General features: G+C 41.3%; 15 protein-coding genes. 1 reads left to right on the top strand and 14 read right to left on the bottom strand.

Annotated elements, in window-relative coordinates; all coding sequences use genetic code 11:
- Window positions 1–11: 11 nt before the first annotated feature.
- A complete protein-coding gene (locus tag GN111_RS04765; RefSeq protein WP_155302654.1) occupies window positions 12–377 on the bottom strand; it encodes a hypothetical protein in 366 nt (121 codons plus the stop codon).
- A 253-nt stretch (window positions 378–630) separates the two neighbouring features.
- Here GN111_RS04765 and GN111_RS04760 point away from each other — a divergent pair, with 253 nt between their 5' ends.
- On the top strand, window positions 631–1,326 hold the full coding sequence (locus tag GN111_RS04760) for a Bax inhibitor-1/YccA family protein (protein ID WP_155302653.1): 696 nt from the start codon (window positions 631–633) through the stop codon (window positions 1,324–1,326).
- A 131-nt stretch (window positions 1,327–1,457) separates the two neighbouring features.
- Here the strand turns inward: GN111_RS04760 and glmM are convergent, their stop codons facing one another.
- The 13 genes from glmM to GN111_RS04695 all read right to left on the bottom strand — a co-directional run bounded on the left by glmM (window position 1,458) and on the right by GN111_RS04695 (window position 17,921).
- A complete protein-coding gene (gene glmM / locus GN111_RS04755; RefSeq protein WP_155302652.1) occupies window positions 1,458–2,819 on the bottom strand; it encodes a phosphoglucosamine mutase in 1,362 nt (453 codons plus the stop codon).
- On the bottom strand, window positions 2,816–3,286 hold the full coding sequence (locus GN111_RS04750; protein ID WP_155302651.1) for a type II toxin-antitoxin system VapC family toxin: 471 nt from the start codon (window positions 3,284–3,286) through the stop codon (window positions 2,816–2,818). Before GN111_RS04750 ends, glmM begins: the two co-directional genes overlap by 4 nt.
- Window positions 3,277–3,504 carry an AbrB/MazE/SpoVT family DNA-binding domain-containing protein gene (locus GN111_RS04745; RefSeq protein ID WP_155302650.1) on the bottom strand — a complete coding sequence of 76 codons (228 nt, stop codon included), beginning with the start codon at window positions 3,502–3,504 and terminating at the stop codon, window positions 3,277–3,279. The genes GN111_RS04750 and GN111_RS04745 overlap by 10 nt, the downstream gene beginning before the upstream one ends.
- A 108-nt stretch (window positions 3,505–3,612) precedes the next feature.
- Entirely contained in the window at window positions 3,613–4,839 is a 1,227-nt protein-coding gene (locus GN111_RS04740) for a protein GlmU (RefSeq protein WP_155302649.1), read from the bottom strand.
- A 74-nt stretch (window positions 4,840–4,913) separates the two neighbouring features.
- Window positions 4,914–6,812 (bottom strand): glycosyl transferase, encoded by a 1,899-nt coding sequence (locus GN111_RS04735; protein ID WP_155302648.1) that lies wholly within the window; start codon window positions 6,810–6,812, stop codon window positions 4,914–4,916.
- 52 nt (window positions 6,813–6,864) lie between these two features.
- Window positions 6,865–7,845, bottom strand: coding sequence for a GDP-mannose 4,6-dehydratase (locus GN111_RS04730; RefSeq protein ID WP_231715672.1), 981 nt, complete (start codon window positions 7,843–7,845; stop codon window positions 6,865–6,867).
- Between the two features lie 71 nt (window positions 7,846–7,916).
- Window positions 7,917–9,068 (bottom strand): glycosyltransferase family 4 protein, encoded by a 1,152-nt coding sequence (locus GN111_RS04725; protein WP_155302647.1) that lies wholly within the window; start codon window positions 9,066–9,068, stop codon window positions 7,917–7,919.
- Between the two features lie 29 nt (window positions 9,069–9,097).
- Window positions 9,098–10,240, bottom strand: a complete 1,143-nt coding sequence (locus tag GN111_RS04720) for a glycosyltransferase (RefSeq protein WP_155302646.1) — start codon at window positions 10,238–10,240, stop codon at window positions 9,098–9,100.
- A 767-nt stretch (window positions 10,241–11,007) separates the two neighbouring features.
- On the bottom strand, window positions 11,008–12,303 hold the full coding sequence (locus GN111_RS04715) for an IS4 family transposase (protein WP_155302645.1): 1,296 nt from the start codon (window positions 12,301–12,303) through the stop codon (window positions 11,008–11,010).
- A 302-nt stretch (window positions 12,304–12,605) separates the two neighbouring features.
- A complete protein-coding gene (locus GN111_RS04710) occupies window positions 12,606–13,715 on the bottom strand; it encodes a glycosyltransferase (protein ID WP_155302644.1) in 1,110 nt (369 codons plus the stop codon).
- Between the two features lie 172 nt (window positions 13,716–13,887).
- A complete protein-coding gene (locus GN111_RS04705; RefSeq protein ID WP_170302126.1) occupies window positions 13,888–14,805 on the bottom strand; it encodes a class I SAM-dependent methyltransferase in 918 nt (305 codons plus the stop codon).
- On the bottom strand, window positions 14,792–16,426 hold the full coding sequence (locus GN111_RS04700) for a hypothetical protein (protein WP_155302642.1): 1,635 nt from the start codon (window positions 16,424–16,426) through the stop codon (window positions 14,792–14,794). The genes GN111_RS04705 and GN111_RS04700 overlap by 14 nt, the downstream gene beginning before the upstream one ends.
- Window positions 16,427–16,616: 190 nt before the next feature.
- Window positions 16,617–17,921 (bottom strand): glycosyltransferase, encoded by a 1,305-nt coding sequence (locus GN111_RS04695; protein WP_170302125.1) that lies wholly within the window; start codon window positions 17,919–17,921, stop codon window positions 16,617–16,619.
- Window positions 17,922–18,146: the final 225 nt, after the last annotated feature.

Here is an 18,146-nt window from a genome sequence, read left to right as displayed (position 1 = left end):
ATTATGTCAAATTATGAATCCAAGAGGTTGTTTTTCCCGGCATCCCCTTTCGGTTTGCCATATTTTTTGATGGTATCCCTGACGGCAGGTACAACGTAAAGACTTTCATGGGGCAAATCGAACAACACTTCTGCCAGCACCTGCGTCTTTTTGTGCAACGAAATATTTTTATCGATAATGCAGTGCATCTTACCTTTTATAATGCAAAATCCACTTTTCACCGGTATGCCGCTGGAACGAAAACTTTGCTCGGAAACGGTGAGATCCAGTTTTTCCGCCAGATCTTTAAGGTCCTGATAGAGTTGTTCCGGTTTCATAGCGATTGACGGGGGTCTTAAAGCGGATGACCAAAGTTTTTGTCCGAAAATTGACAGCATCGTGAAAAGTCGCTAACGCGTCATGCCGGACTTGATCTGGCATCCATAACAAGCTGAAAAGAATGGATTCCAGCTTTCGCTGAAATGACGAGAAAGAGATTTTTTACTTTTTGGAACACTGTTAACGACGCCTGTTAGACGCAAATCTGTATAACAGCTTTGTGCTTGAAAATAAAGCAACCTGTGTTATATTCCCATTATCATTAGATATGAACGAAAAATTGATTTAAACGTCAACATTCGGAGGTTTTAGATGCAGTCGATACCAATGGAAAGAAGCCAGACGCAAGTACGTGTAAACGCGTTTGTGCGAAGTGTGTACAACTGGATGGCTGTGGGTTTGGCCCTGACGGGAGGCGTTGCCTGGTTTGTCGCCAACAATGAGCCGGTGCTCCGATTCGTCTACCAGGCACGGTGGATCTTTTTCATCGGCGAACTGGCGCTGGTTTTCATGCTTGCCGCTCGTGTCGGAAAAATGAAAGCCTCAACCGCTACCGGCATGTTCATGTTTTACGCTGCATTGAACGGGGCGACCATGGCGTTCATTTTTCTGGTCTATACCATGTCATCCATCGCCTCGACCTTCTTCATTTGTGCCGGCACATTTGCGGCCTGCAGCATTTTTGGCTGGGTGACCAAAAAAGATCTGACCGGAGTCGGTAATTTCATGTTCATGGGACTGATCGGAATTTTAATCGCTTCGGTGGTCAATATTTTTCTGAAAAGCCCCGGCATGCAGATGATCATCAGCTATATCGGTGTGATCGTGTTCACCGGGCTGACTGCTTACGACACCCAGAAGCTCAAACACATGGCCATGGCCCAGCCCGCCGGTCTCGATGCAGCAGTGGTTCGAAAAGGCGCAATCATCGGCGCCTTGACCCTGTATCTGGATTTTATCCTGATGTTTCAGTACCTGCTGATGATTTTTGGCGGCAACCGCGAATAACGAAAAAACCCCTGATTCGGCTACCTATCCGAATCAGGGGTTTTTTAATTAGTTACGGTTTTTATCTTATTTGATTCTTAGGACTTTCTTCCTTTCATCCACCCTTCTTGCATCATCAATCTTTCAGTCTTTCAACCCAATTCTCCGGCAACCACATCGGCGATTTGTTTGCAAAACGACTGCGTTTCTGCCTCGGTCGGTCCTTCCACCATCACCCGGCATTGGGGTTGGGTCCCCGAATAGCGCACCAGTACTCGGCCCTTATCGCCCAGTTTCGCTTCTACACCGGCGATAGCTGTCACGATGGCATCGACCGTATCGACGGCGGGTTTGGCCGTTACGTCTACGTTGATCAGGCACTGGGGAAAGACCGTCATGACGGTTGCAAGCTCGGACAGGGGTTTACCTGCAGCGTGCACGGCCTCCAAAAGTTTGATGGCTGCCAGCATGCCGTCGCCGGTGGTGTGGTAATTTAAAAAAATCATGTGGCCGGAATCTTCGCCGCCCAAAACCGCACCGGTCTTTCGCATCTCTTCCATCACGTAACGGTCGCCGACTTGGGTCTTGAGGTGTTCGATTCCCATGGACGCCAGCGCCTGTCCCAATCCGATATTGCTCATTACCGTGGTGACCACTTTGGCGCTGTTCAGTTTCCCGTTGGAAAGCATATCACGGGCACAGATGGCCATTACCTGATCGCCGGACAAAACGGTTCCCGTTTCGTCCACCGCAATCAACCTGTCGGCATCGCCATCGAAAGCCAAACCGGCATCGGCTTTTTCTGCGACCACGGCCCGGGCCAAAGTCCGGGGATGCTGGGAGCCGCAGTTATCGTTGATGTTGATTCCGTCCGGCGTGCATGAAATTGATTTTACGGTTGCGCCAAGGGATCGGAAAAGCTCGGGAGCGATCTCACTGGCGGCGCCATTGGAGCCGTCAATAACCAAAGTTATGCCGTCGAATGGCTTGCCACTGCCGTCGGAAACTACATTTTCCAGAAATTTGCGGTACCGGGAACCGGCACCATCGAAAGCGTTAATCCGGCCAACCTGTTGAACGGCCTTGCTTTGCTTGGCCAGAGCTGGCGGATCACCGATCAAGGCCTCGATGGAACCCTCGGCTGCATCAGACAATTTAAATCCATCGCTCCCGAACAGTTTGATCCCGTTGTCGTAGAACGGATTGTGAGACGCTGAAATCACAATACCGGCATCGAATCCATCGGCTGCCGTCAGGTAGGCCACACCAGGCGTAGGGATGACGCCGGCCAGATAGACATCGCTTCCCATGGAGCAGATTCCCGCAGCCAGGGCGTTGGCCAGCATGCTGCCGGATATCCGAGAATCACGACCAATCAGAAACCGGCCCGTTGCGGTTTCGTTTTTGTTGAAATGTACAGCAATGGCCCGTCCTGCAACCAGCGCCGTTTCGCAATCCAGCGGAAAGCGGTTGGCGACGCCTCGAATTCCGTCAGTGCCGAAAAATCTTTTCAATGCGATTTTCCTTTACCATTTGGATTATCGAACAGCCAAATCCGAAAATCGTCGGTGGCAGCTTTAAGCAACGCTTTGTCATTGGTTATCAGTCCCTCGGCGTTGGACGCAAAGGCTGTCGCCAGATGAATGGCATCAGGTGTGCGGATACCGGTTTTGGCTCTCAGCCGTGCGGCATCGATTGAAATATCCGGAGATACAGGAACCATTTTGAGGTTCGGGAAGTTAGACAAAGATCGGATAATTTTCTGGATGAGTTGTATTTTGTTCAAACGAAATGCCGGAACCAGCAGTTCGGCAAAAACCAATGTAGAAAGAACCGCTGAAATTTCACCTGCTTCAATCCGTCGAAACAACTTTTTTGCATCGTCGTAATAATTGGGATGTCGCTCCAGAAAATAAATCAGTACAACGGTGTCCAGGGCGTATATTTGTTTTGCGGGGAGTTCCGCGGGGTTTAATTCCACTGGTTACGCGCCTGGTCAAGTTCGTTATCGTATCCTTTCCAGATATCGGAACCACAGGCATCGAGTTCTTCAGTTGCCGAGGCGGCTGCTTTTCGGATAATGATAGTATTGTCTTTCGTCGTGATCTCCAGCTCATCGCCAGGGTAAATCTTAAGCATTTTACGAATCGCCGCTGGAAGAACGACCTGGGATTTACTGGAGAGTTTTGCCAATGCCATATCCCCTCCCCCTCCCTTTTTTTGTTTTACTATAAGGTAAAGCGAATAGCCGATAAAGTCAAGGTGCTGGTGGCCAATGCTCGTCGTTCAAATATAATCGAGGAAACGTTACCTTAGAGAAGGAAACAGATCCAGCATCTGTTCAACCACTTGATCGACAATTTGCTGAAGCCATTGGGTTCCGTGCTGGGTCTCCGTGCTATCCAGGCTTTTGATCACATCGATGTAGACGGAGCCACAGGTTTGAATCCTTTTTTCGATTTGCGATATAAACTCAGGGCTGGCGTATGCTTCGATTCCTTCTATGTTTTCACCTATCCGCTCTGCGACAAAGTTGCGATTGGCGATCAACTCTTTTTTCTGTTGGACGAGTTTGCTGGAAGCGCTATCGCCCATCTGTTCCTCGTAAAGCGTTCGCGAACGTTGAAGCTTTTCACAAAAGGCGGAAAACCGCTTGATGCGTTCATCGATGGCAGTTTGCAGGGTGTCTACCAACCCCTGGTAAAGGGCCTGTGGGAATCGTTCGCTGACAAACAGGCGGCGGACGTGGGTGTACCAGGCCATTAAGGCGAACAGGTTGGCCAAATAGACGATGTTGTTCGTCGCCTGTCGCTTCACCGAGCGGTAAATGCCGGTGGTGTAAGGAACGCTTCCTCCCCTGCCCCCGCCCTCGAATACCAGGTGATCCGGTTTGATTACATCCTTGCGGTAGATGGAACCGGCAGCGATCACGGTGCCGTAGGCGATTCTACAGGGCCCCACCAGACCGCCCTGTCCTCCCAGGAAAATGGGATTCTGGTTGAGCATCACCCCATTGGGGACGTCGCCGATCAGTGACGCCGTGGCCTTGTCCTGATTGGGCGTATAGTTGAAATGAATGTAAGAACTGCCCACTTCGCTGTGGTTCTTGCGGCTGGTACCGCCGGCCATCAAGCAGTCACAAAAATTGATCAGGCTTCCCAAGGTGACAAAGGGAAACAGGATAGTCTGCTTGAGTCCCACCGTATGGGCGATGCTGGCCTGCTCCTCGAAAATCGTGCCGGCGCGCACGTGGGAGCCGCTGCCGGCCTCGGCGCCTTCCAGGAAAACACAGTTTTCGAAATAACCGCCCTTGAGTTTAACGTTGGGACCGACAAAGCAATTTTTCAGGGTGACGGGTGCCTCGGCGCCCAGTTCGACACCGTCACAGATCAGGGTCTGGCTACCGAAGATTTTGCAGCCGGCGTGGATTACAGCCACTTTAGCGGAAACGCGATCACCATCGACATCGCCCCCGATCTGCGTATTCTCAGGGTTGGGAATGCGTACGCCTTTTTGAATTAAACGGTTAATCATTGAAACCTTGTTTCTTGAATCTTGTTCTCGAATTGTTGTGTTGGATAGAATCGATTTTCCCTACAGTGACAGACTCATAGTTTATTGACGTTGACAGGCTTCCTCTTCGAAGGCGCCAAGTTGATGGTTGTTTGCTCCAAATCCACTTCCTTTAGATCGATTGAAAACGTTTTGAGAAACAGCCCCTTTTCCCTGCAGACACGCATGGCTTCCCAATAGGCTTTTTGGTTGCTGGTATTGCCGTTAAAGGAAATTAATACGCCTTCAATATTGAATTGATCAATCAACTGCGGCAATTGATCGAATTTTCCTAATATTGGAAAGCCTTGAATCCTCTTGCCGATTTTAAAACGGTTATCATCCAGTAAACCGACCGGTTCCAACACTATTTTTTTGTTGTTCAGAATTTCTCGAATCAAGAGTTCACCGCCCCGACCGGCACCGTAAATGAGGACCCGTTTCCCTTTCAGCGTTTTGCGCTTTATAGTCTCCTTGAACAGGCGGAATGAACCTCGGGTCCCCAACAAAAAGAGTGTTGTCAGAATCAGGTCGATGATGAAAACACCTTTGGAAAATTGGTTGAACCGATACAAAATGGTAACACTGACAATCGAAAGCAGAGTGGCAAAAAAGGAACTGCGGACAAAGAGGAAGACGTCCGGCGTGCTGATATATTGCCAAAACCCCCTGTATATTCCGGTAGAATAAAAAACCAGCAGTTTGACCGCGATAATTACAGGAAGTGATTTAAGAAAACTTTTAAAAAAGATTCTGAATTCAGGTCCGTCGAATCTCAGCCGATAGGCCAGATAATAAGAGAAGGCAACGATTCCCAAGTCCAAAATGACCAGAAGGATTTGTTTTTTATAGGTCAGTTCAACCAAAACAGGGGTAAACTTCTTCCCCCGAAGAACGGAGAACTCCTTTTCCGGGTAGACGCGCAGTTGGGAAAGGTAAATCCCCATAAGAACCATGGCGGAAAAAATAGGAATGATGACGGCCGGAGAAGTCAGCGTGTCGCTGTGGCTGACAAAAACGCCACCGATGCCTGAAACAACACCGATCCCATACAAAAAAAGTACAGCGCCCCTTTCACTGAATCCCATCAGCACGAGACGATGGGAAGTGTGATCACGGCCTCCTGTCGACGCTTTGCGACCGCTTAACAGGCGAATAATCGTTACCAAACTGGTGTCCAACAGGGGGACCATCAGAATCAACAGGGGAACCGCGACAGTGGCAAGACGGCTACCTGTTGTGAATTCACCATGATACAGGCTTAAAACAGCAATGGCAAACCCGATGACCAGGCTACCGCAGTCTCCCATGAAGATAGAGGCCGGATTAAAGTTGTAGATCAAAAAAGCTCCGCAGGAAGCGGCGATGATCAGGGAAACGGACAACGCCGAAGGATCGTATTTAGCGTACAATGCCGCCAACGCCAACGCCGCAACCATAGCCGTTCCGGCGCAAAGCCCGTCCATGTTGTCCAGCAGATTGAAAGCGTTGGTGATGCCCACGATCCAGACCAAGGTAACCATCGTGTCCAAGGTCAGTGAGGTGAACCAGTTCAACCGGAATCCGACGAAAACCACCATACTGGACACGATGATCTGACCAAGTAATTTGTTATGAGGCTTAATGTTGATGAAATCGTCCGCCAGCCCTAAAAGAAAAAGAAGAATCGACCCGTGCAATATGACAGCGGGCATGGCAGGAGGTTTTTTGAAACTGGCACCGGCCAGAATTTTTTTCCAAAAAATGGAAAAATCGCCAATGATAAAAAGGGGGACGGCAATTCCTATAAAAATGGCGATGCCCCCCATTAGTGCAGTTGTTTTTTTATGCCAGCGGTCTTCTTTGGGCTTGGCGACCCATTCTTTCTTTGTGGCTACGAGTCGCACGATGGGTGTAAAGGTGAGGCAAAGCGAGAAAGCGGCGAAAGCGAGCCATAATTGGTTTTTATCAAGCATTTTCGATTTGCTTCTCTATAAAGAATAATGAATCGAACGCTGCGCGACTTCGTCAGCTGCCAACCTTGTTGGATTCGATGACTTTGGTAAGAATGAACTCAAGGCTTTTGTCCGGGGCAAATCCGGTGATGCGGGCCAATTTTTCGGTACTGGGCACGCGTCGCTGCATGTCTTCGAAGTCTTTCCCAAAGGCCTCTTCGTATGGGATAAACTTGATTTTGGATGACGATTTCGTCATTTCAATAATCTTCTGGGCGAGTTCCAATATGGTAACTTCTTCCACTCCACCAATATTTGTTACCTCGCCAACAGCCTGATCGGATGCCATAAGTGCTATCAGGGAAGCCACGACATCATTGACGTATGTGAATGTCCGTGTCTGAGTGCCGTCACCGAAAACCGTGATGGACTCGTTGTTTAAGGCCTGGGCGATAAATCGAGGAATGACCATCCCGTAGGCGCCCGTCTGTCTGGGCCCCACGGTGTTGAAAAGACGGGCAATAACCACTTCGAGACCATTGGTTCGGTGGTGGGCCAGGGCCGTGAATTCGTCCATCAATTTGGATGCGGCGTAGCTCCATCGAAATTTGCTGGAGGGTCCGTAGATAATGTTGTCCGTTTCAACCAGCGGGGCGTGCATATGCTTGCCATATACTTCGGAGGTGGAAGCAATGAGCACCCGCTTCTTGAATTTGTTACACATCTCCAGCACTTTCTCAGTGCCCTGAATGTTGGTGACGATGGATTCCAGTGGCTTGTCCAGTATCGTCTTAACACCCACAGCTGCAGCCAGGTGGTAGACGACGTCGCAGATTCCGGTCAAATCAAGGAGGATGTCCGGGTTGAGGATCGTGTTGATGTGAACGAAAAGCTTATCTTTGTAGGCGGTATTTTTTTGAAGAGAACGGATATTGTCCATACTTCCAGTAGACAAATCGTCTATGATGTAAACATCGTCTCCTTTTTCGAGGTGAGCTTCCGCTAGATGGGAACCGATGAATCCTGCGCCTCCTGTTATTAAGACTCGCATCATTTTCCTTCTGTTTGATTTGTTTGTGGGTTAGTTAATATGCTGAAAAAAATTCAAAAAAGGATAGTCGATCACTATGGAAATTGTTGTTTTTGGAAATATATTTGAGAGGTTTTGTCAATGACAATCTTCTCATCAAATTCAGATTTTATTTTTTTTCGACCAGCCACACCCATTTGTCGTCCCATTTCAGGATTCTGCAATATTTTACGGATGGCTTCTGCCAATTTCTTGCTATTTCTAACAGGTACGATCAAGCCTGTGATTTCGTTATCAACGACCTCGCGGCATCCTACTGCGTCAGTCGTGATTACTGGTTTGCACATAGAGGATGCCTCCAGTAAAGCACGAGGAATACCCTCACGGTAGGAAGGCAGTACCACTAAATCTGCTGCGGCAATTATTGGCCGCACATCATTCATTTCTCCAAGCCATTCGACGATTCCCTGCTCTATCCATTGGTTGAGTTCATTTTCAGGCACAACATTAGGATTTCTTGTATCCAATCCACCCAACAACTGAAAATTTATTTGCGGTGATGTTTCTTTTATCGACTTTGCAGCATCTATGAATTCATAAATGCCTTTATCCTTTAACAATCTTGAAACCATTAAAACATTGAGTCTATCTTTATTTGCCTCGCAAAGAAAGAATTCTGGAGAAAAAAAGCTGCAATCAACACCCGATCCGGGCAAAAGTCCTGTTTTCTTAAATTTTATCAGATGGTTACTTACAAAATATTGATAGTCGTCGATGTTTTGGAAAAAAGTGTAATGTGATAACTGCAATGCTATTTGATACAATCGTTTTACAACGGTTCGAAGGAATTCAACTTTCTCTTCAGTAAAAACATAACCCATTCCGGTAATGGTATTAATGATTTTGGGAACACCAGCCAATTTGGCAGCTATGCTCCCATAGATCACCGGCTTTATTGTGAAATGATGTACAATATCAGGCCTTTCCTTTACGTACCATTGATACAGAGCCATTAAAAGAACGAGATCTGCAAAGGGATTCATCGAATTCTTATCTATGGGCAGGGATTTTAGCTTGATTCCCATTTCTGACAATTTGCGATCATACCCATCTCCAAACGCGGCTCCACAATGGACATCATGACCTTTGCGCTGCAACTCGTTTATGAGACCGGATCGGAAATTACTCAACGTCCATGTGCAACGAGATACAATGAATATTCGTTTCTTCTCTTTGTCGGTAAACACTTTGTGTGCCTTGTTGAATAGCTATAACCTCAATGAAGCAAACGCTCGTATAGAGTCCTGTACTTTTCAACCATGAGAGCTAAAGAATAATATTCCTCGACACGTTTCCTAGCGCTTTCTCCTTTACTGGACCTTTCTTCTGCCGACATGTTTAATATACCAACAATGGCTTTTCTCATTGCTTTTTCGTTGTTTACGGGCACAACAATTCCTGTTTCACCCACAATATCAGCGCTTTCTCCAACATCCGCAGTTACACAGGGGATGCCCAACGCCATCGCCTCCCCCAATACATTTGGGAATCCTTCACCCCACCGGCTAGAAAGGCACAATAGGTCCATGCCTCTCATAATTTTATGCACATCCATACGTTCGCCTAAAAAATGAAATTGCTGTTGACTTTTTAAAGGAACGCATTTGGATAAGAGGGTGTTTTCTGCAACAACTCCTTTACCACATAGTATTATGTGGAGATTCTTATTGTCGTTGGCAATTTTGCCAACTGATTTTAGAAAACCAGTGTGGTTTTTCATGGGATGATAGCGTGCCACATGGCCAATGACAAATGCGGATTTTGGTATTCCGAGCATCTCTCTGGTATAATAGTGTTTTTCGTCGGATGGTTTCAGATGTTCAATGTCGAATCCGTTTGAAATAACGTCACCGGTTTTTGAACGGAAGCCGAAAGATTCGTGTTGCTCTCTGGAAATATTGCTGTTGTATACTATGGCAGTTGGTTGATAAGAAAGAGCACGATTGGTTCGTATCACCAATTTTGTGGAATTTTTCTCATAAGAAAGATTATACAATGAATGCCTGATGTTCCATATGACGGGGATTTTCCCTCTTATCAACAATGCAATTAAACTCGCTGAAAGATTGCCGTGGTACATCCATCCTTGAATAATATCGGGATTGAATCGCTCTGCAATCCGATAGAGCTGGCGTATTGACTTAAGAAAGGAAAGTCTCGGTTTCAGATTAAGAACCTCCACCTGAACACCTATATTTCGTAACCGGTGTCCAAAAGTGCCATCGGTGGAAAGAGATACCACCAAATTTCGATACGGTTCCTTCGTCCTCCCATTTAGAAGATTGAAAAGTGAACGTTCTGCGCCGCCGGTTGAAAGTCCAGTAATTATGTGTAGAATATTTGTAGCGTGGTTGCTCATCGGGATCCGAATCCCATCCACGATTGATAGATATTCGACACGTAATAAAAAAGGCTTTGCATAGAAACAAGAAAAAGAAACACGTTGCGAAGCCAATCCGTCAGCGACAGTCCTGCCAATAGGGCTAGAATGACCGTACTTTCGAACAGGCGGCCCGTTACCTCGACAAAAAAATAAGTGGCGAGATAAAAGAAAATGGTACCCATCTCAAAATTATAACGGTGCCTGTAATCTTAACCTTGCAATCCCATTATGATCAACACAAGGAACCAGAATACAAAACCCAACCCACTTACTTTTGTCATCGTAAAATTGTAAATATCAGCTTGACGAACTCCTAATATTTCAGCCTACCCTTCCAGATTTCCTAACCAAAATAAGAGCCCTGCTACTATGAAAAGCATGATTCTACTCTCAGGCGCCATTCTGAAGTAATTTGTTATTTTAGCGATGGCCAATAGTATCAGAACCACAAAAAAAGAAACGTTTATAAACGGAGATATTCCAAACATTGTAAAACGAATAGCAGGTCTTTTTGATTTCAAACCAATAAAAAAGACGGCGATAGCCATTCTTTGACGCAGATGCGTGAGGTGATGTTTGATCATTTGCGGTGCTAGTAGAAAAACCAACAGCCAAAAAAACTGTCGAGGTGAATGTTTTAATAATAAACGATGCAGTTATGGTGTAGGTCTCCATTTTTTGTCTGTACCAAAGGTAAAATATCGGCATTTTCTATTAGCATCTTATTAGTCAATGTCGTTGAATTAAGAAATTGGTTTATACGCGGTGCTAAATTTTCGGCGACTTTTCTTTTTAAAGGCCCTCGGTTCGCTACGGCCAGGCCGGATCTCGTTTAACACACGTACGATTAGGTTTTGAAGTTTCGACACATTGTCACGTAGTAGATTTTGCATCCGGTTGAACAATACGACAATGTGGTGGCGCAGCATCGCCAATACATTGGTAACGTTGGCTTTGTACGAATAAAGGCGTCCGGACGAAATCGTTTTAATCCGGTCACTGACGCTCTGGATAAGAATGGCCGCGAAATTTTTGGTGAATACCTTGGCGTAAAAGTCCTGATAGACCGAATGAACCGTTTTGCCGCTGAAATTTTCGATTTGGATGCGTGACTTCATAATTTTATAGTCTTCTTCCACCGGCCAACGCTGGTGATACAAATCACCGAAAATCTCCACCGGGTACTTTCCCCGGTCGGTTAGCGAGGTGATCAGGACTTCGCTCTCGCCTGTTGGCAGATCTACCCGCACCAGGCGAAGTTTTAGCGGTTTTTTATCCAATTCGAATTCGGCGCATTTACGAGCCGAATTGGGAGTGCAGGATAATTTAACGATTCGGTCTGGCTCCCTGGATTGCAAAAACGCTTTGACAACTTTGAGTTTATTACACGATACACGGGCACAGACATTGGCGTTACTTGCCACGATAAGCTTGAACAGCCAAAAACTTTCATAGCCGCGGTCCAGCAGCATTAAGTCCTCTGGACCGAGATGAGCACAATGAGCGGCGGCCAGTTCTCGTTCGCCAATACATTTTGAGGTGATCGACGCGGCTACCGAAATATTGTTTAAAACATCGTATAATTGCGAGACGCGCGCTTTCGGGCAAGGATCGCCCTGTCGCCCATGCCATTGACCGAAATGTTCGACAACCGGTTTTGCCGTGGGCAGGGTGCACAGCGTACCGTCGGTAGCCAAAAGAAAGAACCCGTTCCAACGGTTTGGCGCAAAGCGCATTTGGCTCAGACGTACCAGATAATCGTTGAGTTCGATAAAGGCCATGTGGCTCAGCTTTTCTCGGGCTTTGGTCAATGCGCTTTTGGAAGCCAGGGGCTCGGCGATGTCCGACCCTTTCAGGTTCTTGTTAAGATGGTACAATTCGGTTTCATATGCCGCCGCGGGCAAATTGATCATGTAGTAAATGAGATTTTTAAAGGGCAAGGCCCGGTTGCGGGTAAAGTCTTCGGGCCGATTTTTAAATCGATTGCAGAAATCTTCGGATTCGATCAAATTTTTTAAAGATTCGATTATATCCGGCACAGTTCGGGCATTTCAGTCTCCATGCCAATTTCTCTTTTTTCCGCAATCATTTTTATCTCCTTTTGGGTTTTTGGGTTGATATATTTGGCAGCTAATATATCATTAATCATTCAAAAATACAATGGGTTATGCGTGGCTGAGGCTTAATTCAACGACATTGTCTTATTAGTGACAGCTATTTAATCAAATTTTATATCCTATTCGGAAGTTTTCTGTTGAGTATGAAATAACAAAATATCGATAATATTCTATCAGGAATATAAAGAAAAAAGAGTAATCTAAAACTTTTCATACGGTGGTTTCTAAAGAATATGCTTCAAATAAAGCTTAGCTATTTTATCGGAGGAAAAATCATAGGCCCGGCTAATTCTCTGTTCTGGGGTGCTTATAGGTTTGTCGAGGGAAAACTCAATGCCTCTCGCTAAAGCATCCACATCATCGCATGGTACAAGGTGTCCGTATGATCCGCTTTTTAGGATCTCTTTGGGTGCACCGGGACAGTTAGTTGAGACCACAGGTGTACCACAGGCAAGAGCTTCAAGAAGAACATTTACGAAGCCCTCCCACCTTGACGATAAGACAAAAAGTCTTGATTGACGAATTATTTCTGTAGGATTATTTACAAATCCCGGTAGATGAACCCGTTCTTGGATACCGAGTTTATAAGTTTGACTTTTTAAGTCAAAACGCAATGGTCCCTCTCCTAAGATGACAAGATGAATCTGCTTGTCATTTATTTTAGCAAAAGCATTGATTAAAACATCAAAACCCTTTTGTTCTGTAAGGCGGCCAGCTGCACATATAAATGGCGTGGTTCGTTTGGGTAACCATGGGATGGCTAAAGGATCGGAAGTAATTTCAGGGATAAAAATTGGGTTGCCAATCAATACAGCATTCTCTTCAATTTTTATTCCTGCGTCTAACATGGTCTTGAGGACATCGTTACAAATGGCTATTACTTTGTCTGCGTATGGGTAAAGAACCTTCATAAGAAATAATACAATAATAGACTGTATTCGATCGAAAGACTCGCCCTTTACTTTTCTTATTATATTCGCTTCCCTAACAATAATTTTACAAGGTTTCCCAGCAATTATCCAGGATACCAAGCAAACGACATTAGCATAATTAAGAGTCGATATAATTGCCATAGGTTGCGTTATTTTTAAGTAGTTTACAATGGCTGGAATCGAACGTGAAACCTTTTTCGTTCCGAGATCAATAATATTTACTTCCGGCTTCAAGTGTTTTTGTAATATACCATCCTTTCTAGTAAGGACGATATGAATCAGATTATCTGTTAGATCGGTCAAGGAGTTTGCAAGGTTTATGATAAATCTCTGAGCACCGCCACCGTTCAATCCTGGGATAAAAAGAGCAATCACTTTTTTTTTATATTTCTGGCTATTCATAATTCTCAAGTTGCTCGGTTAGCAAGCAAGTGCTGCGCCTTCGAAACCATCAGACTGAAAGAACTTTGCAAAATGATAAGCCTTACAAATATTCAAAATTATAGAAGATAATATGATTGTAAAATGTTTTAAAAAGAGATTAAAAAAATTATCATACTCAAATAGTTAAATTTCATTTAATTGTTGCAATACAAAAAATATGCTGAATCGATAGCTCTTTCTTTGTGTAGCAATCGTGTCTTTTAATGATTTCAGGGGTGAGTCTTTCAATGCCATATTCTTTTGTTGACTTTATTTCGTTCCAAGTTTCAATTAAAAAATATTTTTGTGTTAATTTTTTTAGTTGGTCAATACTTATTCTATTTAATTTTTTAAACAATTCACTATTTTTATCATAAGGAATTTCCAAATGCTTCCAATCAATATAATTTTTCTGTATAGGATCATTTTTTTTTATATCATATATAGTTTTAGGTACTTTATGATGCCCATTCCAACAAAAAAAGTTATGGTGATTAAACAATATTTTTCCATTCGTTTTTAAAATCTTCGAGATTCCGTACAATACATCTTCTAAGTTTAATAAGTGTTCAGTAACATTATGTAGTACAGCAATGTCAAATTTATTTTTTGGATCAATATCTTCAAATGTTCCACTTATATAATGTATTGTATCAATCTCTTTCATTATATCTTTAGGGCTATATTTAAAGTCTTCATATATTCTTTTTCTTAAATTTTTTCCATTACAATTATCATATTGAATTTTGGGATCAAGTCCAGTATAGCTTTTTACTCCAAAAAAGTCATATCCGATTGCATGCAATCCTGTTCCACATCCAACATCTATGACGTCTAAGTTATGAGTAAATTTGTTTATTTTTTTTGGCCAAGAAAAATACCCAAATTTTAAAGCTCTTTTATACAAAAAGTATTTGTCTCTTGAAAGATCCTTTTTTTTTATTTTTTTAAGGAAAAAAAAATCATTTACTTTGTATTCATAAAGCTTTAAAAATTTTTGTGAAACACCAAATCTTAAAGCTAAGTTTCTAATGTTTTTCGAAGTTTTAAATAATTTATTCATCATCATCCTCTTCGTCTTCATTGGATTTTGTTTTAAGGTTCGATTTAAATTTTATTTTTTCTTCTTTTAAAAAATCAATCGCTTTTTTTATATTATAACTAAACAATTCGTCATCATTTTTTATTACTTTAATTATATTATAATTTGATGATACAATAGTGGTGTAATTGTGAATCTTAAGGAATTTATTATTATCAAAAATAAATAAGAAAGTAATTTCTGATAATGACTTTTTTAAATAATTATCAATTTTACAGTATAGATCAATATGAATAACTGCGATTCTCACTTCTTTAGAATCTTTAGATTTTATTAATTTGATTAGATCCTCACAGTCTTTACGATTAACTAGAAAAAGAGGATTGATTTTTGAATCGTTTAAGACGCAATTTTTTTTAAAAATAATATTGTTAAAAATTAAAGTTACAAATTTATCAAAATTATCGTTAGTTAAAATTTTTATTTTTGACGGAACATCGCTTTGAATTTCTATATAATTTTTCTTCTTGATTAAATATTTAACTGTTATTTTATCGTTTTTGCATAGCTGTAAACAACTTTTATTTAGAGAAGTTTTAACTGTAACTAATAATTGGAATTGTCGAACAATTTGAGGGTAGAATCTACTTACACCTGTAAGAGTTCTGCCTGTAGTAACAATAGCGGTTAATACAATCCTTAAGGAAACAATATAAGCAAGCAGCAAACCCCAATTTGTATCTATACCAGAAATCAATCTATTCCCAATAACAAAAATTGTAAGCGATAGGGCAACGGCACCACCAATTTGAGAAGTTAGAGTGCTTTCTTCTAAAACTTTTACTCTTCCGCTAAAGCCTTCTATGCTTTCTTTCACCTCTTTTTTAGAAAAGATCATATTAATGTCTTTAGAAGCTTTTCTAAAATCACTTTCTAATTTTGAAAAAGAAGAAAGTGTATTATTAATACATGTATTATGATTTTTTGAATTATTTTCAAACATTTTTGAAAATGAAGAACCACGTATGTTTGATGGATATTGAGCCATAAAAATAAATATTGCTAAACAAGCTACCATAAGAGTTAAAAAAGTATCAATTGATAATATAGAAATAGTTGCTGCAAAACCACTCAGTATATCAGGTATAGCATAGCCAAAGGTTCTAATAACCATACCTATTCTTCTACAGTCACTTGCTATCTTCCGATATTTTCCTTTAAAATAATCGAGACTTAATCTGTAATAATTATTGTCTGGAAGTCTACTCAATATAGTTAAAGAGTTTTTAGAAAACTTAACTTCCATAGATTTAGCTAATGAAATAGATATTTTACGTGCATAGTATTGGAAAATAGAAGCAAGTGAAAACAGGAATAATGTGCTAAAAATTATAACCCATAAAAATATAACAGATTCTCTTGCTACTAAAGTATATTCAAAAAATTTAAACGCCTTATCGTTCTTCAAAGAATTAGCATAGTAATACAAAGTAGTAACTGCGGATGCTTGACAACCTAATCTTAAAACACTTAACAAAACAATATAAAAAGGTTTTTTAAAAAAGCCCTTGATAAAAGACTCATAAAAAAGCCATCTAATGATTTTAGTATAATTACTACCTTGTTTAAACAAAATTTTATGATTCATTTAGATAGATCTTGTAAAGCCCTGTCTTTTGAGTAGGATGGATGGGATTGGTTTTTCAAATTAGGTTGGCTTTTAGTTTATTCCCACATCACCTGTCAAAGCTTTGGGGTCCACCTTTAGGCTACATTATAGGATTATCCCCGAAAGTTGAGTAAACCCACTAAAAAGAAATTTTTAAAAAAATTTAAAACTAAATATCCTTTTGAATTAATGATTCCCAATGCGTTGAAATAGTATTTAGGGAAAAATCATTGATAAATTCTCTATGTCTATTACCCATTTCCAGTCTAAGATTTTCATTTTTTACTAAATTATATATCTTATCTCTTAAATCGAAAATATTCATTTTTTGAAATATATAACCATTATATTGATCCTTAATCAGTTCTAATGGTCCAGGAGAAGAGTTGCTAACTATTGCCGGTATTTCATGACACATTGCTTCCATAAGCGAATTAGGCATTCCCTCATGTAAAGAAGGCATTACAAATATTGATGAAATTTTATAAAATCTATAAATATCTTTTCGATAGCCCATGAAATGAGTTCTTTTAAATATTTTCAATCTATAGGAGAGATTTATCAATTCATTTTTCAAAGGGCCTTCACCTACAACTAAAATATGCCAACTAGGAATTGATTTATACATTAAAGAAAATGCCTTTAAAAGTGTGTCAATTGACTTTTGTTTTACTAACCTGCCAACACAAAGAATTATTTTAAAACGTTTCTTTTTTTCAATTGAACAAATATTAAAAGTAAGTGGATTAGGAATGTAGAGCAATTTATCATATGGTACAAAATCTTTAAGTGTCTCAATTGATCCTTTACTATTTGATGTGACAACATCAGCCAATCTGTAAAACTTTTTTCTAAGAAAATCCCAGGGATCAGAAAGTTTTTGAATATTGGGATCATTTCTTTCTGATATTATTATTCTCCTATTTAAGCCATAACTGCTCATAATAGTTTTAATATTAGTGGCTCCTAAAAAACTTATTACGCACTTAGATTCAACACTTTTAAAAACACTTCTTAGTCTTCTTAGTCTTCTAAAGTCTCCAGGAATAAAAAGGAATGACATAACATAATAAATCTTAACTACTGATGTAATATCGATTTTGAGTACATCAATCAGTAGATGGGTAAGATAAATTACAAATTTAGTGTTTTTTTGAATTAATATATCTTTTATGTACCCTTTACCTTCATTTTTAATAAATATATTATTTTTTTGTTTGAGACGTACTAGTGTAAATGGCATAGCTCTTTTTAATACGTTTAAAAGTTTTATAATTATATTACCTATAGTCTTCTTATATTTTCTCAAGTTAATATAAGAATTATTTAGAATGAAAATTCTGTCCACACTGTCATTAACTTCATGGCAAAGAGGCTTATTCGGAAAGAATTCAATCAATAAAACGGTCTTTTCTTTTTTAACCCAGTGATTAATGAGGTTAGAAGCAACCCTTTGAGAACCGCCTTGTCCCATGTGTGGTATAATGAAAATTATGTCATACTTCTTTTTTATGTTAGTATACAGCATTTAAATATATTAATCTAAGAGACCTTTGCACAACCTATGTAAATTTAGGCATCAGGCCGAGCCGCCGCGCCCACAGGTTGTGCCCCTAAATTTAATTTAACATGAAATATCAGTTCGTTATCGCCTTTTTCACTTGCCTTTTAGTGGCGTTTGTGATACATATCTTATAAT

The sequence above is a fragment of the Desulfosarcina widdelii genome, from assembly GCF_009688965.1.
GTDB classification, from domain to species: domain Bacteria; phylum Desulfobacterota; class Desulfobacteria; order Desulfobacterales; family Desulfosarcinaceae; genus Desulfosarcina; species Desulfosarcina widdelii.
The sequence above is the reverse complement of the archived record's forward strand: the minus strand, read 5'-3'. Positions and strand labels throughout refer to the sequence as shown.